The organism is Gilliamella sp. B2889 (assembly GCF_026536885.1).
In the GTDB taxonomy this organism is placed as follows: Bacteria; Pseudomonadota; Gammaproteobacteria; order Enterobacterales; family Orbaceae; genus Gilliamella; species Gilliamella apicola_E.
Map to the genome: position 1 here is coordinate 50,629 of NZ_JAFNNF010000001.1, position 20,154 is coordinate 70,782.

18 protein-coding genes, 1 tRNA gene and 1 CRISPR repeat array are annotated in these 20,154 nt (G+C 33.3%); of the genes, 6 read left to right on the forward strand and 13 right to left on the reverse strand.

Annotated elements, in window-relative coordinates:
• Window positions 1-34 precede the first annotated feature (34 nt).
• The 3 genes from recR to truC all read left to right on the forward strand — a co-directional run bounded on the left by recR (window position 35) and on the right by truC (window position 2,262).
• Window positions 35-640 (forward strand): recombination mediator RecR, encoded by a 606-nt coding sequence (gene recR / locus J3U09_RS00220; RefSeq protein ID WP_267356605.1) that lies wholly within the window; start codon window positions 35-37, stop codon window positions 638-640.
• Window positions 641-713: 73 nt separating this feature from the next.
• A complete protein-coding gene (locus J3U09_RS00225) occupies window positions 714-1,535 on the forward strand; it encodes a pyridoxal phosphatase (protein ID WP_267356608.1) in 822 nt (273 codons plus the stop codon).
• Window positions 1,536-1,551: 16 nt separating this feature from the next.
• Window positions 1,552-2,262: a tRNA pseudouridine(65) synthase TruC gene (truC, locus tag J3U09_RS00230; RefSeq protein WP_267353189.1), complete on the forward strand. Its 711-nt coding sequence runs from the start codon at window positions 1,552-1,554 to the stop codon at window positions 2,260-2,262.
• A gap of 480 nt (window positions 2,263-2,742) precedes the next feature.
• Here the strand turns inward: truC and J3U09_RS00235 are convergent, their stop codons facing one another.
• The 7 genes from J3U09_RS00235 to J3U09_RS00265 all read right to left on the reverse strand — a co-directional run bounded on the left by J3U09_RS00235 (window position 2,743) and on the right by J3U09_RS00265 (window position 7,927).
• Entirely contained in the window at window positions 2,743-3,801 is a 1,059-nt protein-coding gene (locus J3U09_RS00235) for a tyrosine-protein phosphatase (protein ID WP_267356610.1), read from the reverse strand.
• A gap of 14 nt (window positions 3,802-3,815) precedes the next feature.
• Window positions 3,816-4,631 (reverse strand): PTS system mannose/fructose/sorbose family transporter subunit IID, encoded by an 816-nt coding sequence (locus tag J3U09_RS00240; RefSeq protein ID WP_065563530.1) that lies wholly within the window; start codon window positions 4,629-4,631, stop codon window positions 3,816-3,818.
• On the reverse strand, window positions 4,628-5,419 hold the full coding sequence (locus J3U09_RS00245; protein ID WP_267356612.1) for a PTS mannose/fructose/sorbose/N-acetylgalactosamine transporter subunit IIC: 792 nt from the start codon (window positions 5,417-5,419) through the stop codon (window positions 4,628-4,630). The genes J3U09_RS00240 and J3U09_RS00245 overlap by 4 nt, the downstream gene beginning before the upstream one ends.
• A gap of 45 nt (window positions 5,420-5,464) precedes the next feature.
• Window positions 5,465-5,938 carry a PTS system mannose/fructose/N-acetylgalactosamine-transporter subunit IIB gene (locus J3U09_RS00250; RefSeq protein WP_065563528.1) on the reverse strand — a complete coding sequence of 158 codons (474 nt, stop codon included), beginning with the start codon at window positions 5,936-5,938 and terminating at the stop codon, window positions 5,465-5,467.
• Between the two features lie 11 nt (window positions 5,939-5,949).
• The gene (locus tag J3U09_RS00255; protein WP_065563527.1) at window positions 5,950-6,381 is read right to left on the reverse strand and encodes a PTS sugar transporter subunit IIA; all 432 of its coding nucleotides are present in this window, start codon (window positions 6,379-6,381) and stop codon (window positions 5,950-5,952) included.
• Between the two features lie 197 nt (window positions 6,382-6,578).
• Window positions 6,579-7,430: a MurR/RpiR family transcriptional regulator gene (locus J3U09_RS00260; RefSeq protein ID WP_065734047.1), complete on the reverse strand. Its 852-nt coding sequence runs from the start codon at window positions 7,428-7,430 to the stop codon at window positions 6,579-6,581.
• A 200-nt stretch (window positions 7,431-7,630) separates the two neighbouring features.
• On the reverse strand, window positions 7,631-7,927 hold the full coding sequence (locus tag J3U09_RS00265) for a DUF6694 family lipoprotein (RefSeq protein WP_267356614.1): 297 nt from the start codon (window positions 7,925-7,927) through the stop codon (window positions 7,631-7,633).
• A gap of 389 nt (window positions 7,928-8,316) precedes the next feature.
• Here J3U09_RS00265 and J3U09_RS00270 point away from each other — a divergent pair.
• Both J3U09_RS00270 and J3U09_RS00275 read left to right on the forward strand, forming a co-directional pair.
• A tRNA-Cys gene (locus tag J3U09_RS00270) sits at window positions 8,317-8,390 on the forward strand.
• Window positions 8,391-8,786: 396 nt separating this feature from the next.
• Window positions 8,787-9,245: direct repeats of the CRISPR family, unit length 29 nt; unit sequence GTGTTCCCTATATATATAGGGATAAACCG.
• Between the two features lie 1,046 nt (window positions 9,246-10,291).
• Window positions 10,292-10,486: a thermostable hemolysin delta-VPH gene (locus J3U09_RS00275; protein ID WP_065734052.1), complete on the forward strand. Its 195-nt coding sequence runs from the start codon at window positions 10,292-10,294 to the stop codon at window positions 10,484-10,486.
• Window positions 10,487-10,511: 25 nt separating this feature from the next.
• Here the strand turns inward: J3U09_RS00275 and J3U09_RS00280 are convergent, their stop codons facing one another.
• From J3U09_RS00280 to J3U09_RS00290, 3 genes are all read right to left on the reverse strand, one after another.
• Window positions 10,512-11,660 (reverse strand): sugar diacid recognition domain-containing protein, encoded by a 1,149-nt coding sequence (locus tag J3U09_RS00280; RefSeq protein WP_267356615.1) that lies wholly within the window; start codon window positions 11,658-11,660, stop codon window positions 10,512-10,514.
• Between the two features lie 231 nt (window positions 11,661-11,891).
• Window positions 11,892-13,031 carry a glycerate kinase gene (locus tag J3U09_RS00285; protein WP_267353194.1) on the reverse strand — a complete coding sequence of 380 codons (1,140 nt, stop codon included), beginning with the start codon at window positions 13,029-13,031 and terminating at the stop codon, window positions 11,892-11,894.
• Window positions 13,032-13,048: 17 nt separating this feature from the next.
• Entirely contained in the window at window positions 13,049-14,353 is a 1,305-nt protein-coding gene (locus J3U09_RS00290; RefSeq protein ID WP_065734055.1) for a GntP family permease, read from the reverse strand.
• Between the two features lie 389 nt (window positions 14,354-14,742).
• Here J3U09_RS00290 and yegQ point away from each other — a divergent pair, with 389 nt between their 5' ends.
• On the forward strand, window positions 14,743-16,086 hold the full coding sequence (gene yegQ, locus J3U09_RS00295; protein WP_267356617.1) for a tRNA 5-hydroxyuridine modification protein YegQ: 1,344 nt from the start codon (window positions 14,743-14,745) through the stop codon (window positions 16,084-16,086).
• Between the two features lie 52 nt (window positions 16,087-16,138).
• On the opposite strand, the gene proA is transcribed toward yegQ, so the two are convergent.
• From proA to J3U09_RS00310, 3 genes are all read right to left on the reverse strand, one after another.
• Window positions 16,139-17,392, reverse strand: coding sequence for a glutamate-5-semialdehyde dehydrogenase (gene proA, locus J3U09_RS00300; RefSeq protein WP_267356619.1), 1,254 nt, complete (start codon window positions 17,390-17,392; stop codon window positions 16,139-16,141).
• Between the two features lie 352 nt (window positions 17,393-17,744).
• Window positions 17,745-18,854: a glutamate 5-kinase gene (gene proB, locus J3U09_RS00305; protein ID WP_267356621.1), complete on the reverse strand. Its 1,110-nt coding sequence runs from the start codon at window positions 18,852-18,854 to the stop codon at window positions 17,745-17,747.
• Window positions 18,855-18,880: 26 nt separating this feature from the next.
• Entirely contained in the window at window positions 18,881-20,134 is a 1,254-nt protein-coding gene (locus tag J3U09_RS00310) for an alpha/beta hydrolase (protein ID WP_267356623.1), read from the reverse strand.
• Window positions 20,135-20,154 lie beyond the last annotated feature (20 nt).

A 20,154-nucleotide genomic window follows, 5' to 3' on the forward strand; every position in this document is an offset into this window, starting at 1 on the left:
ATTATTATTCATCTTTTAATTATGTGGTTAATTCATGCAAATCAGTCCGTTACTAGAATCACTTATTAGCGCACTTCGCTGCTTACCTGGGGTTGGTCCAAAATCAGCACAACGAATGGCTTATCATCTATTACAACGTAATCGCCAAGCAGGTCTCCATTTGGCTGAAGAGTTAAATGAGGCTATGAATAATATTGGTCATTGCAAACAATGTCGAACCTTTACTGAACAGGAGATCTGCAATATCTGCGCGAATGTCCGTCGACAAAGTAGCGATCAACTCTGTGTGGTTGAATCGCCAGCAGATATTTTTGCTATTGAGCAAACAGGGCAGTATAGTGGTCGTTATTTCGTTTTACTGGGGCATCTGTCACCACTTGATGGTATTGGCCCGAGTGATATTGGTCTCGACCTTTTAAAAATTAGGTTAAGTTCAGAATCAATTAGTGAAGTTATTTTAGCTACCAATCCAACGGTTGAAGGTGATGCTACAGCCAATTATATCGCCCAGATGTGTAATGAATTTAATATCGTTGCGACTCGAATTGCGCACGGTGTACCAGTGGGTGGAGAGCTTGAAATGGTTGATGGTACAACATTGTCACATTCCTTTGTTGGTCGACAAAAGATAGATTTTTAGCTTTTTGCGATTTATGAACAACTAGGTTGTTAACGGTTAATATGTATTAAGAAAAAATAGGAAGAGAGAGCTTATGAAATATAAAGCAGTCGCATTTGATATGGATGGAACGTTACTTGGTAGTAATCGTTTAATCCTTCCTGAAACAGTAGATATGATACAAAGAATTAGTGATAAAGGAATTAAAGTCATTTTGGTATCAGGTCGTCATCATACCGTTATTCACCCTTATTACTACCAACTAAAAATATCTACACCTGCGATTTGCTGTAATGGGACCTATTTATACGATTTCGAAAAGCAGCAAAACTTTGCTGCAAAACCAATGACTAAACAACAAGCAAAGACATTGTTAAATTTAGTTAACCAATATGGTATTCATACTATGATTTATACTGATCAGTTTATGAATTATGAAGTTCTTGATGATCATTTAGAAGGTTTCTTTCAATGGGTGAAGTCTTTACCTGAATTTCTACAACCAGAAGTTAAAAAAGTTGATGACTTCGAGAAACTGATTGATCAAGCAAATTTGATTTTCAAATTTGCGACCAGTAGTCATGATATTTCAGCATTAAAACAATTTTCAAATGAGGTTGATGCGCTCGGTGAGTTTTCTTGTGAATGGTCATGGTCAAATCGTGCTGATGTAGCGGTAAAAGGGAATACTAAAGGAAACGGATTAAAGCATTGGGCTGAACATGAAAATATCAAATTAAGTGAAATTGTAGCTTTTGGTGATAGTTACAATGATATCAGTATGTTATCCATAGCAGGATTAGGCATAGCAATGGGTAATGCGGATAAAGAAGTCAAAGAAAAAGCCAATTATTCAATTGGCGATAATAACAGCCCAAGTATTGCCGCTGAACTTGAAAAAATATTTTTAAATTAGAAATATTAATTTTAAGATGGTCTTTGAAGTTCTTTATCAAGATAATGATTTAATCGCAATCAACAAGCCAGAAGGGTGGTTAGTACACCGAAGCTGGCTTGATAAAAATGAAACTGTCGTTGTCATGCAAACGTTGCGCGATCAAATCGGACAGCATGTTTATCCCATCCATCGTCTTGATCGACCAACATCAGGTGTATTAATTTTTGCTTTATCTAGTGAGATTGCAAGATTATTGTCTGAACAATTTGCATCCAAACAAATAGAAAAAGTTTACCATGCTATTGTACGTGGTTATGTTGATGATGAAGCAATCATTGATTATCCCTTAGTTGAAGAGTTGGATAAAATCGCTGATAAGTTTACTCGTAAAGATAAGCCGGCCCAAGATGCTATAACTTTTTATAAAGGTTTGAGTAAAATAGAGTTGCCTATTGAAGTGGGTAAATATAAAACGGCAAGATATAGCTTTGTTGAATTAAAGCCACAAACAGGAAGAAAGCACCAATTACGTCGTCATCTTAAACATATTTTTCACCCTATCATAGGTGATAGTAAACATGGTGATCTTCATCAAAATCGAGCTTTTAGTCAATATTTTGATATTAAGCGCCTGATGTTACATGCTAGTACTGTTAAAATGATTCATCCCATTACATCTACCCCTATCACTATTCATGCAAAATTAAGTGATGATTGGTTAACGATATTACAAAATTTTAAATAAGTCTATTTGGGGCAAATGTCTCCTAACATTATTAATAGTTTTTGTCATTCAGCATGATAAACATAACATGGCAATATTAATGATGGTTATATTCTTTGTCTCAATTAAATACTTTAAAACAAAATAATTAAAAGCATTAGATTAAGAATTTAATCAAATATAGTAATGGATTCATAGCGTTATAATCATCAGTTTTTTAAAATTTTTCTTCATTATTGAATATAAATTCAATTTCACTTCAGCATGGAAATACATCTGACATCTTTTGATAAGTGGTGATAATTGATTTTCTTTTGCTTTCGAAAATTATACTCAGATCAATTAGATTTAGTTGAATAGTGGAAAAAGTAGAAAGCTCATTTTAAAGTTTTTCAGCACTTTTTATTTATGCTTCATGTTTCTACAATTTATTTCAATAATTTGTTTAAATTGAAAAAAGCGCAATTTTACAATTACGCTTTTAAATTATTAACTGAATGATTAAGCTTCGAGATAAATAGACGCCATTTTTTCGAAATCTTTATCGGTAAAACCAAGTTCTTGCTTAATGTAATTGCTAGGTGAGCCTGCAATTTTTCTCATAGTATCGAAAACCTCATTAATAAAGATTTCTCGGGTATCAATTAAACTTAGTAGATAACCCAAAACGTCTTCATTATCAGTGATCTCTCGATAAGCTGCCATTTTTATTTTATTGCGTTCCAATCGATTATCATGTGTTAGCATATAATCATATATAATATCTGATTCAGATACGCCTAACATAACTTGAATTAACAATACACCATAACCAGTCCGATCTTTACCTCCGCGACAGTGTTGAAGGCTAGGGCTATTATTTGAATCTAAAATTACTCTTAACATTTCTCGATAAGCTTTTTTAGATTTTTCACTTAGTACAAAGTTGCGATATTGTTCAAGTACTTGTATTCCGTCACCATTAACTAATTCTTTTGGAATATCACGAAGAACACTTTCAATTAATGCGCGATCTTCGTTGCTTGGATCAGCTGCAAATTGTGCAGCTAATTCAGCTGTTTGAGCAGAGGCATCCAAATTAAAGGTTTGTCTTTCACCTATTGAACAATTTGGGCTTGTTTTAACCTCATTTTCACAACGATAATCAATGATTGTTTTTATATTCAATGCCTTTATATATTGTTGTGCATCAGGTTTTAGGCCATGAAGATGATTAGAGCGATACAACATTCCCCATTTTATAAGTTTTCCTTTCGCACCGACATAACCACCAAAATCACGGAAATTATTTAGTCCATTGATTGGTAATGTTCGTTCTCCAAATAAAAATGGTTTTTGGCCATTTATTTGTAATATGAGATAGATTCGGCTTTTAGCGTTTAATGGATCATCAAATATTACTGGGGATTTTAATGCATTTCCAATTAGTGTTTTATTATTAGTGTTTACATCAGCTTCGGTTGTCCAATATAAATCTGCAGGCTTATCACTATTAAAAGTAACTTCTAATTTTCCTTGCTTATTCCTAATTACTGATATTTCATTATTTTTTTCTAACATAACTTTCTTCCTACCTAGTGTAATATGCCGACTGATGAAAGAACGACTCCAATTACCATTACAGCAATAATGAGCGATACTGTATATTTACCTTGAAATTTCCTAACTAAGAAAAAAACAGCTAAGGTAAAAAGAAGCGTTAATAAATTTGGCATTACCTTATCAAACATTTCTTGAACTTTTATTGATTGCTCACCAACTTCAATTAAATAAGGTGTTGATACTTTTACTGTTGAGGCTATTAACGATCCTAGCACCATTACGCCAACGACATTAGCAACGTTACTAATTCGCTGAATAATATTTGAATTTTTAGATTGCTCTATAAGATCAATTCCTTTGTTATATCCATAATGAACAAAGAAATATTTTGTAAAAATGTTGACTAAATTATAGATGAAAAACATTAATATGGGTCCAATGATATTACCTTGTAACGCAAAAGCTGCACCAATACTTCCACATATCGGCATCCAAGTAAATTTCAGTAGACTATCACCCAAACCTGCAAACGGGCCCATTAATCCAGCTTTTAACGAAATGACCGCATCTTTTTCTTCTTCCGTTGTTTTCTCTTCGACAGCAGCTGTAACGCCAAGAACTAATGCTCCGGCATTAACTTGCGTATTGAAAAACTCAAAATGGCGTTGCATTGCTCTAACGCGAGTTTCTTTATCGGCGTCCTTATAAAGACGGTCTAGAATTGGAATCATACAGTGAGCAAATCCAATCGTTTGTAATTTTTCATAGTTGAATGAAAAAGGGATTGTTTGTATTTTCCAAAAGACACTATTAAGATCTTTTTTAGTAATTTTCTTTTCATTGTTCATAGGTCATATTCCTTTTCAATACTGTCATTTTGCATAGGTTTTTCTTGATTATTTTGATTATTGTTTTTGCCCGCGGTGAATGCCATGTCATATAAAACAGCAAAGGCAAGTGCAACGAAGGTAACAGGTATGATTGGTAGTTTTAGGTAACTAGTTAAAACAAATCCGAGTAAAAAGAAGAACCACATTGAGCCTTTTAATAACATCAACAATAGAATACAAATACCTACTGCGGGGATTAATTTTGAAGCGACACCCATACCATCAATTATATTCTTTGGAATAGCGTCTAAAATTGTTTTAATAAGATCACTGCCAAAATAAATTGCTAAAAAGCATGGAACAGCTCTAATTAAAAACCATATAGGTGTTGAAAAATAATGTACTTTAACTAGTCCTTTATAATCTCCATTTTGTATGCTTTTTTCTGCCCATGGATTTAAGAAACAAGCAAATGATCGCCATAGAATAAGTAATTGTTGGCAAAGTATTGAAACGGGTAGGGCTAATGCAACTCCAGTGGCAACACCACCGCCAGTTGAAATACCTAATGAAACGCCAATAATTGCACCAGCAACAATATCTGGCGCAGAGTAAGCTCCAACATTTCCAACGCCCATCCACATAAGTTCAAGTGTTGCACCAATGGCTAATCCTTGAACCATATCACCCATGATGATGCCTGCTACAGTACCAGTTAATAAAGGCCGACGTAACATTTGTGGCCCAACATCATCGAGTGAACAAATTCCCGCCCAAATGGCGACAAGAATAGCTTGTGTTAACATGTGTTAACCTCCAAATTATAGAAATAAATGTTTTAATAAATAGTGTTAGCTGAGTAGGGTTTTTAGATCGACAATTGGATCTTTAGGCACCATCTGAATTTCAACTTCAACATTTTTTGCAATGAGATTTCTAAATGCTTGTTCTTCTTCTGGTGTGACAGACACCGCTCTTGATAATTGATGACGACCATCTTGCATACGCATTCCACCTACATTGAGTTTTTCAAGTGACAATCCACCGTCCACTAATGCGTCAACGTCAATACTATTGGTGAACAGTAACATTGTTCTTTTTTTGATAGGTGTCTTTTTTAAGATTTCGATAAATTGCTGTACTCCAAAGATCAAAACCTTTAATCCTGGCGGTGCAGACATGGTTAATACTGATTGTTGAACTTTGTCATCAGCAACTTTATCGTTGATGACTAATACTTGCTCGATATCATAGTTTTTCACCCAAGTTGTAATAACTTGTCCATGAATTAATCGGTCATCGATTCGTGCTACATTAATTGGCATTGGTGTTCTCCTTACAATTCATTAACTTCTTCATTTTTAATATTTAGCAGTTGTCTAACGTCTTTACAGCTTTGAGGAAATGCTTCTTCAATAGCTTGTTTGGCATCGTTCAATGTTCCCTCTCGATTGTTTAAAACTTCAAGTAGTACGGGAATATTAAAACCACAAAATAGTAAAACATCGTCATGGGATATCAGTAATTCGCTAGCAAGATTGCAGGGAGTTCCTCCCATAATATCAACCAAAATAATTACTCCATTGCCTTGATTAAGTTTTTTATAACTACTTTGCATTTCTTGTCGTAAATTATTGATATTGCTATCAACTAAAACTGAAATAATGTGGATACTTTCTTGCTCGCCCATAAGCATCTGTGCACATTCAAGTGCACCCTGAGCAAAAGGGCCATGACTTGCTAAAATGATAGGTAAAGGATTAGACATAAAAATTTCCTTGTTTGTAACTTTATTACTAAATATATAAGCATGTTTAGTAATAAAGTTACATCTACATTTAAAAATAGTCATCCATTTTTTAAGAAATTTTTATAATTTTGTGAACAAGATCAAATTTATTAAAGGAAAAGTTTAAGTTAATGACTTTTCAACTTGATGATATTATTTGATTGGTAAATTTGTTATTACTTCTGGGTATATCGAGGATATTTTCGTTTTTCACGATTTTGAGTTTGCTGTAGTAACCTTTCATCATATTTACGAATAAATAAGTTAGTTAACAACATATTAATGACTGATATTTGTGAAATTTTGGAACGAACAGGAATCAATCTAGAAGCGTGTTCCATAGATGTCGTATGTAAGACAAAAGAGGCTAATGATGAAATTTGACTTTGTCCCATTTTAGTAATAGCAATAGAAGGGACTGATGATTGACCAGCAAGTTTAAGTAAATCTACACATTCAGGTGTTTCACCAGAATGCGAAATAATAATAACAAGATCATTCTTGTCTAACGTGCTGATCAAACTACGTGAAATATGAGCATCAAAATGACAATTTACATCTTTCTTGATTTTAATTAGTTGATATTCAAACTCTTTACCAACCAAGCCACTGCTTCCTACGCCAAATATCACAATTTTGTTACTTTTGATTATTAATTCGATGGCACTGTTTAATGCATGAGTATTAACAATGGAATGAGTTTCGTCTATAGAGGATTTTTCCATAGCTTGAACTTTGCTATTTACTTCCTCAAGAGAGTCATTCAAATTAATATCATCTTGAAGAATTTCAGTACTAAGCTTTTGAGGAATTGAGCCGATAAGATCGACCTTAAAATCACTAAAACCTTTATAACCTAATTTGTTACAAAGTCGTAAAATGGTCGTTGTGCTAACATGATTGTGTTTTGCTAAGGTTTGTATACTCATATTTTTTAGCGCTTGAGTATTTGCAATAATATATTCGGATACTTTTAACTCCTTAGTTGATAAGTCTTTTTTTACTTCTCTGAGTTTTAGTTCAATCATTGCACACCTCAAAAAACTATTTTAGTGAAGCAAGTATATAAAATTCGTCTTAGAAATTAAAAATAATTTTATAATTTATTAATCAAATTTACTTCACATAATCCTATTAGTTGCTATCAATAATAAAAAAGTATTCAATAATATTAGACTTTTCCATAAAAAAACCCGCAAAAGCGGGTTTTTAGTGTAATAAAAGAAAATTATTTATCAAATTCACTGATAATTTCTTTTGCTGTTTTTCCATCAAGTTTATTTTTCATTTCAGTAAAGATTTTATTTTGATCGCCAGCATTAGCTTGGTTAAGTGCTGCAGCAGAAGCTACTTTAGTTACTGCTCGTCCAAAAGCAAGTTTATCAGAGTCACTTAATTTTTCAGTAGCTTTTTGAATAGAAGTCGCATAAGTTTCTTGAGTAGATAAATCAATTTTAGGTCCATCGTCACCACAACCAACTAGGACAAAACTTAATAATGATACAGCTAGTAATTTCTTGAACATTTCCTTTCCTTAAAAATATATTGTTAAATGCAGCGCTATTTTTATACTAAATATGGTCAATTATCAAGTGATAAATCAATTTCTATACAAAAATAAATATTATTTTAAATAATTTGGAATCTATAACACGAATTATATTCTTTTTATTTCTAGCTATATAAAAAGGTAATTTTTTACGTATAAAGTCGATTTTTAAACTCAAAAACCCCGTTCCTCAACTTTTTTTGCAATAATTTATCTTGACCTAGGTGATTTTAAATTTTTTATTAATGTCCTAAATATAGGACAATTGAAATAATCGCTACGACTGCTGTATTTATAACCTATTTAACCTTGACGATAGAGTAAGCCAATGCTAATATTTGCCACCTATTCAGATAGACCTCTACGGCGCGTTGGCAGAGTGGCCATGCTGCGGATTGCAAATCCGTCTACCTCGGTTCGACTCCGGGACGCGCCTCCATTAAAATCCCAAGAATTTTATTTTGCTCATAAAACAATATAGGCTAAATTTTTTATTAATAGTATTGGGTTAATGTATCCAATCCACAAGAAGTTTTTTAAAATTTTCTTTTCTTAATGTTTAAAATTATCAAAGATAAAAGTAACGCGACAATAGATGTTCGTGAGCTTACTATAGGCTATGAACTATTAACCAACAAAATATTGTTTGGTACCAACAAAAACCACAAAAACGGGTAGTATACAAAACTCTTTATTAATTTCATTTAACACATTGATAAAATTATAGATTTAACCGATTGAGGTTTAAGTGTCATCTGATTAAAAAAACATCAAAAAAATTGGTGGAATTTTATACCTTGCTATTTTAATTAATAAACAATAGGTTATAATAAGGGTGTTCCCTATATATATAGGGATAAACCTCAAACTCATTTCGCAAACGCAGGAGGTAATACGTGTTCCCTATATATATAGGGATAAACCGTATTACCGCCCTGCTGTCTCCTGCTGAGGAGATGTGTTCCCTATATATATAGGGATAAACCGCAGGAAATCATTGCGCCACAGGTTTGGATCGGGTGTTCCCTATATATATAGGGATAAACCGGCTAAGGAGTATTTGCTTGGGGACTATGAAACGTGTTCCCTATATATATATAGGGATAAACCGTTGAAATATCTATATTCAATAACACTAATGGTGTGTTCCCTATATATATAGGGATAAACCGCAGAATTCAACGGAATACTATGCCGGCCGATAGTGTTCCCTATATACATAGGGATAAACCGGTTTTCGAAGTTAGCAAAGAATTATATGCAACGTGTTCCCTATATACATAGGGATAAACCGGTGATATATTCAATATAAAACATTATCAAATCGCGTTCCTATGTACCTAGGTAAGTAAAATACCTGAGTGCGTAATAAAAAATAAATTACATAATAAACTGAAAAATAAGGAATAAATTTAAGTAAATTAAAAAATCAAGATAAGGCTTTTAAAATGGATTTTTCTTTAGTGAATGATACAGATGATAATGAAAATCGAATCAATAAAAGCACACACAGAGATTATATTGATCGCTTAACGTATTTTTCTTTAAATGAAATCAGTATAACCCCATGCAATAAAAGTTTTTATTTAAGTCCTAATAAAGTTGGTATTTTTTTAGTGCGAGTGAATATGTAATATATTATCAAATATATCCATACAGCTTTTAAACATTTATAAATTTATATTAACAGTTGATCAGTAATATTTATAAAAGTTAGTTATTTGAGTAAAAATTATGAGTAATAAAAAATCTTACACAAGGTGATATGTTTTTTTTGTGTGCTTAGTTAATGAAATTAATTAAATTTGTCAAAAACTAATATCCAGTTATAAAAGATTTATTATAACAACGTTTAGGCGAATTGAAAAAATGTTAGGGTATGTAAGAATTAAAATTATAACAAATTGAAAATCCGTCTACCTCGACTTGGGGACTCGTCTCAATTAAGGTCAATGTTTTAATTAATTAAAATTTCTATGATAAAACTAAGTTGCTATAAATTAGTGGTAGAGATATCTACCTCAATCCAAATCCTTTTAAAATAATTATATAATTCAATAAGTTAACAAGGTTCGCTGATGGTTTTATGTAATATTTATTTATATCATATTATCTAATATTGCTCGATAATCGGAATTTGCCATATTATTAATAAACTAAATTAAGCCGTTGCATTTTATTTTTATTAAATCTTTGTGGTTAGCACTTTTAGCCATGGTTCCGATTTTTATTTTTAAAAATTAACTTTATATCTTCAATGAAGATTTATCATTCAAAATTCAAAATTGATTAATTTGCGTTTTTCTATAATTTTGATTAATAGTTAGGATAATATAAATTATGAGTTATTTTAATTATCACGCTAAAGCCAAAAAATTGATAAAAGAGGGTTTTCTTACTCGATATGAGTTTGTCGATAATTGGAATGGTATCAAACCAGCACTAGTTTTATATTTTGAGAATTCAAATCCAATGCCGATACGAGAATATCGCTGGCAAGAGTATTTGCCGCTTATTGAGGCTGGTGATGAATAATTTAATTATATTTAAAAATTTAAGGTTATTTATCGAGTTGTAGTGCAATATAAAGCAGTACACGATCATCAAATTTCGATAAATCTAATCCAGTCAGTTTGGCAATATTATTCAATCTATACTCAAGTGTATTGCGATGTATAAATAGATTTTTGGCAGTATTGCTATTGTGCAAGTTATTAAAAAACCAAGTTTCAAGCGTATTTTGCAATAAACCATTTGTATCAGATGCTTTTAATTTATTTAAAGGGGAAAGTAATTCTTCAGCTTGCCAATCTTGATTTAAACCATCTAATAAAACCGGTAAGATAAGATCTTGATAATAGTAGTTACGGCATTCTGGTAATCTTTTTTTACCGATTTCTAAAGCTGTTTTAGCTGTTTGATAAGATCTTGCTATTGTGTCGTTTCCTTGATGAAAATATTTCCCTAAAGATATTTTTATTGCAAATTGACTAAGCAATTTTGTATGGTTAACTAGTTTTTCTAGTTTTGTTTTATGTTCTGAAAAATCCCATCGGTTAAACTTATTTAAAGCAGGTAGTAATATAACAATTTCGGTTAGTGACTTTATGGCCACTAGTTTGGTTAGTGTTTCGAGTTCATTTCGGATTTGTTGTAACTCCTCCATTGCTGTTTGAATTCCTAGCTGACCACTCTCGATTTCAATAATAACAGCAACATAAGCTAACGATAAGTCAATATTTAATTTTCGACTCCATTCATTTATATTTGAAAGCGTTTTATCTGATTGAATTACTGATAATATAAACTCTTCTTTTAACCGATTCTCTTGAGATTGTTGATTGAATGATAATGCTTGTTCCATTATCATCTCTGCTGTCATACTAACAAGTTCAGCAAATTGGATTATTTGTGCTGGTTCACCTGTTACGCCAATAACGCCAACAATTTCTTTTTTTAGTTTTAATGGAAAATTAACACCAGGTTTAACACCTTTAAGTTTTTTTGCAGTTGGATTGTCAATGGTAACAACCCTACCTTGTGATATTGCTAACACTGCACCTTCATGTAATTCGCCAATACGTTGTGTATCACCACTACCTATAATTTCACCATGATTATTCATTATATTGACATTACAATTGATGATTTTCATAGTTTTATCAACAATATATTGAGCAAGTATTGGTGAGATGCTTTGCGATTTCATAGCGATAAACCTTATATTATTAACAAGTTCTAATTTATAACTTATTGATTCTAATTTTATTACTATAATTCTTGTTGAGATCGTGTTAAAACTTTTTAATTATAGCAGACTTTAGGTCTGTTACTTTAAGATTAAGATTTATTTATGTTTAATTAGATAATAATTGGGGAATAAAGAATAGCCTCTTTATTTCCCCATGCTTTTGTTTGTTAGTGTCTAAAAATGTTAAAGTTAAGTAATACTAATTAAGCGACCAATATTTTCACTGGTTCGTTCAATATTTTTGAATCCATCAGCCAATAAATCTTCAATCTTAGATAGAGATGGGATAATTCCAAAAATGGCATTAATTCCTTCTGGATAAAGTTCTTCGATGTTTTCACCAATCATTCCTGCTAATGCAATAACTGGAATATTGTGTTTTTTGGCAGTTTGTGCAACACCATAAGGCGTTTTTCCAAATTTGGTTTGAAAATCAATTCCACCTTCTCCTGTAAAACAAAAATCGGCACCAATTAATTGGTTTTCTAAATTACTATATTTGATAACAATATCGATGCCTTTTTCCATTTTACTATTGGTAAATGCCATTAATCCTGCCCCTAATCCGCCAGCAGCACCAGCACCAGGAATAGTCGCAACATCTTTATTTAACTGAGATTTTATGATTGATGCATAATGTTGTAAGTTCGCATCCAATTGTTCAACCATCTCAGGGGTTGCTCCTTTTTGTGGTCCAAATACTCTTGAAGCACCTTTTTCACCACAGAGTGGGTTGGTAACATCACTTGCAACAATAAATTCTACTCTATCAAGTTGAGGATTTACTTCAGACATATCAATTCTAGCTAAATTGCCTAATGCTCCTCCACCTTTAGGGAGTAGTTGGTTGTTTTTATCGTAAAGCTTTACGCCTAAGGCTTGTGCCATTCCGGCTCCACCATCATTTGTCGCGCTACCTCCAATACCCAAAATAATTTTTTTAATACCCTGTTTTAAGCAGGCAAGAATCAATTCACCTGTACCAAAGGTTGTAGTAATTAATGGATTACGTTGTTCTTTGGTAACAAGATGGATACCACTTGCTGAGGCCATTTCAATGACTGCAGTGGTGTTATCTCCTAGGATTCCATAATAAGCCGTCACTTTGTTACCAAGTGGACCAGTAACTTCACAAGCATGTAAAGTTCCATTAGTCGCATCGACTAGTGATTGTGTTGTACCTTCACCACCATCGGCCATTGGGACATGAATATATTTGGCATCAGGAAATACCTTTTTTAAACCTGACTCCATTGCTTGACACACTTCCTTTGCTGTTAAGCTTTCTTTAAATGAGTCAGGAGCAAGAACAAATGTTTTCTGTTTCATAAAAATTACTCTTAATATTACATAATAAATTGATAGAAAATAATGGCAATAATTGTCATTGTTCCACCAACCATCGCTTCATATGGAATCAATTTCATACGTTGTTTAATTGTCATATTCATACTACCACCAGTTACATGAAAGTAATTCCCTTGCGGTAATGAATCAATAACTGTTGCACCAGTATGCATCATAACAGCTGCACTAAGAGCTGGTATTCCTAAATCTGTGATGGTTGAACCAAATGTACCTGTTGCTAAAATTACACCTGTTGAAGTTGATGCTGTAGCTGCTGCCATTAAGATACCTGAAATTGGTGATAAGTAATAACCAGAAATTCCCATTGAATCAATGATATTGATAACTTGAGCTGCTAGGTTTGATGAACCAATTAAACCTGCGATAGCACCAGCACCGACAAGAATAAGTACAGTTGGTGTCATTTTTTCAATCCCAGATTTGGTATACATTGCAATGTTACGATGTTGTCCCATTGCTAACATGCCGATGATCCCTGCTACAGGAAGCACATATAATGCATCAATCTTTAAATTAGCTAGTGCTTCAATATGGAAAATATTGCCTATAGGGCTAACCATTAATAGAAGGATTGCTGTTACAGGAGCAACGATTGCTTTGCCTAATGATGGATTTTTATTTTTCTGTTCAGCATCATTTTTTTGTAATGCAACGACTTCGTCGTTAGCAATTTTATCACCTTTATTTTTTATCAATGAAGCGATAACGACAGTTGCAATTAAACCAAATAGAGCAGGAATAAAACCCGCTATCATCACATCACTTAAGCTTAAATTGAAGCCATTGGCAACAGCGATAGTATTTGGGTTAGGTGATATAATATTCCCAGCTTTACCACCACCAGAAAGTGCTAATAATAACGCTAATCGAGAAATGCCCATTTTATTACCAACAGATAAAGCAATAGGTGCAACGATTAATACAGCAACTGGAATAAATACGCCTGATGCAGTAATAATACCTGTAGCTAATGCTAAAGCGAGTAATGCCTTTTTCTCACCTAATTTTCTAACGACAGCTTGAGCAATAGTTTCCGCTGCGCCTGATTCCATCATTACCCCTGCTAGAATACCCGCGGCTAATACTCTAATCACCGTGCCCATAATACTTTGTGTACCAGTAGTTAAAATCGTGACAGTTTGTATTAGATTTGCTCCACCAATGAAAGCACCAATTATCGCCCCAAAAAATAACGAATAGACTGGGTTTATTCCACGTAATATAAGAAAAATTGCAAGAAAAAGTCCTATTATAGCTCCATACCAACTAATGAGTTCAGTCATTTAAATTTTCCTCATGTTTTTATGACTATTAAAAAATATTGCGCTAATTTTATTATCGAATTAGTTTGCTATCTATGTGGTTTTGCACAAATGTGAGCTATAAAAACAAAAAAATATTGGGCTTTATAATAGCGTTATGTGATCTTCATCACAAATTTAGTGCGTTTTACATATCTAATTTTATAAAAATCTTGGTCAACAGTTTATTTAAAATTAGGCGATAAAATTAGATTTGAGAAATTTTTGTTTCTTATTGTGATTTTTCTGTTTCTTATTGTAAATACAATTAATTTGCCAATCATATAGCTAAAGCGTAAAATGCCCATCCTATTTTGCTTAATCTATTACCTAATAGGGTAATACTGACTTGAAATCAGAGGCATTTTTTAATGACAAATTTATATTCAAAACCAGAATTACTTTCTCCTGCTGGTTCGCTTAAAAATATGCGGTATGCTTTTGCCTATGGGGCAGATGCAGTTTATGCTGGTCAACCCCGCTATAGTTTGCGTGTTCGAAATAATGAATTCAATCATGAAAATTTAGCGATTGGAATTAATGAAGCACATGCGCAAGGCAAAAAATTTTATGTTGTTGTAAATATAGCTCCTCATAATTCAAAGCTGAAAACCTTTATTCGAGATTTAGAGCCTATAGTAAAAATGAAGCCTGATGCATTTATCATGTCTGATCCTGGCTTAATTATGTTGGTACGTGAGCATTTTCCTGAAATGGAAATTCATTTGTCTGTACAATCAAACGCCGTTAACTGGGCAACGGTAAAATTTTGGCACAATATTGGATTAACCCGCGTTGTATTATCACGAGAGTTGTCTCTTGACGAAATAAAAGAAATTCGTGAAAAAGTACCCGAGATGGAACTTGAAGTTTTTATTCATGGTGCGCTTTGTATGGCTTATTCGGGACGATGTTTATTATCTGGTTATATTAATAAACGTGACTCTAACCAAGGAACTTGTACCAATGCTTGTCGTTGGGAATATAAAGTGTCCGAAGGTAAGGAGGACGAAGTAGGGCAGATAGTACATAAATATGAACCAATTCCTGTAAAGCAAATTGAACCGACTTTGGGCATTGGCACAACAACAGATCAAGTCTTTATGTTAGAAGAATCAGGTCGTCCTGGCGAATATATGCAAGCTTTTGAAGATGAACATGGAACTTATATCATGAATTCCAAAGATTTAAGAGCGGTTGAATTAGTTGAAGATTTGACGAAAATAGGCGTACATTCATTAAAAATTGAAGGGCGGACAAAATCCTTTTATTACTGCGCTAGAACCGCTCAGGTTTATCGTCAAGCTATTGATGCAGCGAGTGAAGGTAAGCCATTTGATCCTCGTTTATTAACTGAACTTGATTCACTCGCTCATCGAGGATACACCGAAGGCTTTTTGCGTCGTCATAAACATGAAGATATGCAGAACTATGTTCATAGCCATTCAGTGTCAGATAGACAACAGTTTGTTGGTGAGTTTAGTGGTCAACGTTTAAATGGATTAGCTGAAATTATTGTGAAAAATAAATTTTCAGTAGGTGATAGTGTTGAGATGATGACACCAAAAGGTAACACAACGTTCATTATTGAACGAATGGAAAATAAAAAAGGCCAACCTGTTCCTGCTGGACTCGGTGATGGCCATATTGTTTATATTCCGGTAGCTGAAGATATCGATTTAAATTATGCGCTTTTAATGCGTAATTTTGATTAGTCCATCTCTATTTAGCTAACTGTTTGATTTTATAAACAGTTAGCTAATATCATCATTGGCGGATTAAATCTTCACCATAACCAATCCATTTATAAGTTGTTAATGCTTCTAGACCCATTGGTCCTCTGGCATGTAATTTTTGAGTACTGACAGCAACTTCGGCGCCTAAACCAAATTGTGCACCATCCGTAAATCGAGTTGATGCATTAACATAAACAGCAGCCGCATCAACTAGCTTAATGAATTGCTCCGCATTAAGTAGACTTCGAGTTAGAATGGCTTCTGAATGGCCACTTCCATATTCACGAATATGTTCAACTGCTAATTCAAGTGAATCAACAATCACTATGTTCAGATCTTTGGAAAGCCACTCTTGTCTAAGTTCGTCATCTTCTACTGGAAATAGATTTGCTACGCCTGAATTTAAAATTTTATAAGCATCAGGATCAGCATGTAATATGACGTGATTGTCAGCCATAATTTGACTAAGCTTAGGCAGAAAAGTATTTGCAATTTCAGTATGTACGAGTAATGTTTCTACAGAGTTACATGTACTTGGTCGTTGAGTTTTGGCATTTAGAATGATTGAAAAAGCTGCGTCAAAATCTGCGCTTTCATCGACAAAGATATGGCAAACTCCAATACCGCCAGTTATGACCGGAATGGTTGAATGTTCACGGCAAAGTTTATGTAGAGCCTCACCGCCTCGGGGAATAATCATATCTACATATTTATCAAGTTTGAGTAACTCAGTGATATATTTACGATCAGGATTATCGATTGATTGAATAGCAGTTTCAGGTAAGCCGGCTTGATTTAATGCTTGTTGAATAATGGATATGATAGCCGCATTAGTATTAACCGTTTCTTTTCCACCACGAAGTATTGCTGCATTACCTGTTTTTAAACAAAGAGCAGCAATATCTATAGTAACATTAGGGCGGGCTTCATATATTACACCAATTACACCCAGCGGAACTCGGTGACGTTGTAACTTTAATCCGTTCTCTAAAACTGACCCATCGATAGTTTGCCCAATAGGATCGGTTAAGGAGACAACTTTGCGAACATCATTAGCAATAGAGGATAGTCGCTCTGGAGTTAATAATAAACGATCAAGCATTGCTTCACTCAATCCTTGATTTTTTGCTATAGAAATATCTTTTTGATTCGCCTCTAAAATGCTTTGAGAGCTTTGCTCCAATAAATCAGCAATACTAATTAAAGCCTGATTTTTGATTTTAGTTGGGCATTGTGCTAATTGATATGAGGCTTGTTTTGCTAACTTTCCAATTTGGTTTATCATTGCTTAACCTTAATAGATTTTACTCACAACTGTGTTTGACAGAATACAGATTCTCTAAAAATAATTTGTCTAATGATATTATACATCCCACTCTAATTCTTATTTATAAAACTTATAGAATAAATAATAGAGCTAAAGAGGTATGAGCTGTCACCTTAAACAAATTTTGCTAATAGGAATCAATTTATTCCAACAATAATGTATTTTTCAGGCGATTGTCAATTATGAAGCTTAAAAGCAAGCTGAGATATATTCGATAACTTGAGTTGTATAGTGAATTCTAGTAAACAATTAATACACCTAACCAGTTGACTATTACGCCACCTATAGCTAGTTCCATTTAACCTCCTTATTATTTGATAATCATATCATTCCGATGTACGGCTACAGATCCATATTCATAGCCAATAATTTGACTAATTTCTTGTGAGTGATGTCCTGCTATTTGTTTTAGCGCATCACTATTATAACGGCTTACACCTCGTGCGATTTGTTTTCCTGACTTATCACAGATATTTATTACTTCTCCCCGCGAAAAATCTTTTTCAACCGCTATAATTCCTTTTGGTAAGAGCGAACTACCATTATTCAAAATAGCATTTATAGCACCATCATCAACTAACACCTTTCCTGCATTAGGTGCACCATATAGCCAATGTTTACGATGCTCTAATGGGGTTTTCTGTGATAAAAAACGCGTGCCTACCGATTGATTATTCACTGCATCAATAATCACATTTTCTTTATTCCCAGCGGCAATTATTACTTCTATTCCTGCACTACCTGCTACTTCAGCTGCTTGAATTTTTGTGCTCATACCACCGGTTCCCAGCCCTGAAACACTATCACCAGCTATGTTTCGTAAACTTTCATCAATATGAGAAACTTCTTTTATTAATTGAGCATTAGTATCAGATCTTGGGTCGGCAGTATATAATCCTTCAATATCTGTCAGTAATATGAGTTTATCTGCTTCTGCTAAAATTGCCGCTAGTGCTGATAGGTTATCATTATCACCCACTTTAATTTCGGCTGTAGCTACGGCGTCATTCTCATTGATGACCGGCACAATATGATTATCTAGCATCGCTTTTAGAACATCTTGTGCATTTAAAAAGCGTTCACGATCTTCTAAGTCAGCTCGTGTCAGTAACATTTGTCCAATAAAAATTTTATATATTGAAAACAGCTGTTCCCAAAGCTGGATAAGTTTACTTTGCCCAACAGAAGCAAGTAATTGTTTTGATGCAACAGTATTTGGAAGGTTAGGGAAGTTTAGATACTCTCGACCAGCAGCAATTGCTCCCGATGTAACTATTATAATTTTGTGACCAATTTGATGTAAATAAGAACATTGCCGAATCAGTTCAACAATTCGAGCACGATCTAACTGTTTAGTTCCACCAGTTAAAACACTGGTACCTAACTTAATAACGACAGTTTGCTTTTTTTTATTAGTCATAGCAATAATCTTATTTAAATCATCTCTTACAAAATAGATTCCATCCATTTAACTGATTGAGTTAAAGCATTTTGTAAGCCTTTTTGTAATGGTGTTTTAGGAATAGTCACAATTTTGCTTTGCTTTGAAGATTGAATTAATTTTGCTTCTGTTAAATTACTTAACTTATCATCTTCAAAGATGACATTCATAATTGGCACAGGACAAGAATGAGTTAATAATCCCTGGTTTTTTAGAGAAAAGTAATTTAATTCAGCAGCTAACTGCTGATTTGAAACTGATGTTAAACCTAATCGACAAGCTAGCATATCCTTATAACAATTTGGTAGATTTTGTTGTAAGGTTTTATCAACAAATATTTGATGTACAAAAGGTGTAAAGTTGAAAAGTCCTTTTATTTTATTTGGCATTAAATAAGCAAGACGTGTAGCAATGTGTGAACCAAAACGGAATCCTGCCACAATTACACGATTGCTATCAACCCAAGGTACTGTCGCTAGTTGTTCAATTATAGCTTGATGAATTTGGCTACTATTTTGTGTTAATACAAAATTTCGACTAAAGCCCACTGTTGGCAAATCTACTGTTAGCATTGCAAAACCTTGTGGCGCTAGGTATTCACTAAAGTAGCAATAATAGTCGATTTGTAAATTACCTAATGCATTACAGACTAACACGACAGGGCATACGCCATCACAGTTCTTAGGTAAATGTAAAATTGCTTTAACACTGCGATTTTCAACTTTAAATTCTATCTGTTTTGTCGTGTAAGGCGAAAACTCAAGTGCTTTTATATAAGATTGATATGCACAAGTTTGTGCATACATGGCAAGCTCATCATTTTTAAAATGAGGATAGCTAGCAATACTAGCAAATTCACTCGCAATTAAATAATCTTGATGTAAGTTATTTTTTGCTTCTTCAGATAAGTCAGATTGATCTATTGAATCCGCTTTAGCTTGCCATTTTGCAGCTTGATTTAAAAACTCATAAATCCAATTGCCAGGTTGATAACCAATAACCGAATCTAACCACTTTTCATTGGTATGACGTTTAGTCGAAATTGCGATTTGCGATAAAACTTCTTCGATTTCCAATTTCGGTAAGCCACGCCAAAACCATAGGATAGGATTAATGATTCGGTACCATTTTGAATCTACTTCACCATCAAATGGACTAATACTGCTACCATCGCTACTATCTAACCGATTGATTAGCGATGATGTTTCAGGATAATCATATTGTGGTTTAAATATCTTTTCAGAAAGGTTTTCAGTCATAGCAACCTTATTAAATTAAT

What these genes read in the sequence shown, in the direction of transcription:
- J3U09_RS00265 (WP_267356614.1), bottom strand. Translation starts at nt 7,927, where the DNA reads ATGTTCAAGAAATTACTAGCTGTATCATTATTAAGTTTTGTCCTAGTT.
- J3U09_RS00275 (WP_065734052.1), top strand. Translation starts at nt 10,292, where the DNA reads ATGAGTTATTTTAATTATCACGCTAAAGCCAAAAAATTGATAAAAGAG.
- J3U09_RS00235 (WP_267356610.1), bottom strand. Translation starts at nt 3,801, where the DNA reads ATGTTAGAAAAAAATAATGAAATATCAGTAATTAGGAATAAGCAAGGA.
- J3U09_RS00290 (WP_065734055.1), bottom strand. Translation starts at nt 14,353, where the DNA reads ATGACTGAACTCATTAGTTGGTATGGAGCTATAATAGGACTTTTTCTT.
- J3U09_RS00285 (WP_267353194.1), bottom strand. Translation starts at nt 13,031, where the DNA reads ATGAAACAGAAAACATTTGTTCTTGCTCCTGACTCATTTAAAGAAAGC.
- yegQ (WP_267356617.1), top strand. Translation starts at nt 14,743, where the DNA reads ATGACAAATTTATATTCAAAACCAGAATTACTTTCTCCTGCTGGTTCG.
- J3U09_RS00260 (WP_065734047.1), bottom strand. Translation starts at nt 7,430, where the DNA reads ATGATTGAACTAAAACTCAGAGAAGTAAAAAAAGACTTATCAACTAAG.
- J3U09_RS00255 (WP_065563527.1), bottom strand. Translation starts at nt 6,381, where the DNA reads ATGTCTAATCCTTTACCTATCATTTTAGCAAGTCATGGCCCTTTTGCT.
- proA (WP_267356619.1), bottom strand. Translation starts at nt 17,392, where the DNA reads ATGATAAACCAAATTGGAAAGTTAGCAAAACAAGCCTCATATCAATTA.
- J3U09_RS00280 (WP_267356615.1), bottom strand. Translation starts at nt 11,660, where the DNA reads ATGAAATCGCAAAGCATCTCACCAATACTTGCTCAATATATTGTTGAT.
- J3U09_RS00225 (WP_267356608.1), top strand. Translation starts at nt 714, where the DNA reads ATGAAATATAAAGCAGTCGCATTTGATATGGATGGAACGTTACTTGGT.
- truC (WP_267353189.1), top strand. Translation starts at nt 1,552, where the DNA reads ATGGTCTTTGAAGTTCTTTATCAAGATAATGATTTAATCGCAATCAAC.
- J3U09_RS00310 (WP_267356623.1), bottom strand. Translation starts at nt 20,134, where the DNA reads ATGACTGAAAACCTTTCTGAAAAGATATTTAAACCACAATATGATTAT.
- proB (WP_267356621.1), bottom strand. Translation starts at nt 18,854, where the DNA reads ATGACTAATAAAAAAAAGCAAACTGTCGTTATTAAGTTAGGTACCAGT.
- J3U09_RS00250 (WP_065563528.1), bottom strand. Translation starts at nt 5,938, where the DNA reads ATGCCAATTAATGTAGCACGAATCGATGACCGATTAATTCATGGACAA.
- recR (WP_267356605.1), top strand. Translation starts at nt 35, where the DNA reads ATGCAAATCAGTCCGTTACTAGAATCACTTATTAGCGCACTTCGCTGC.
- J3U09_RS00240 (WP_065563530.1), bottom strand. Translation starts at nt 4,631, where the DNA reads ATGAACAATGAAAAGAAAATTACTAAAAAAGATCTTAATAGTGTCTTT.
- J3U09_RS00245 (WP_267356612.1), bottom strand. Translation starts at nt 5,419, where the DNA reads ATGTTAACACAAGCTATTCTTGTCGCCATTTGGGCGGGAATTTGTTCA.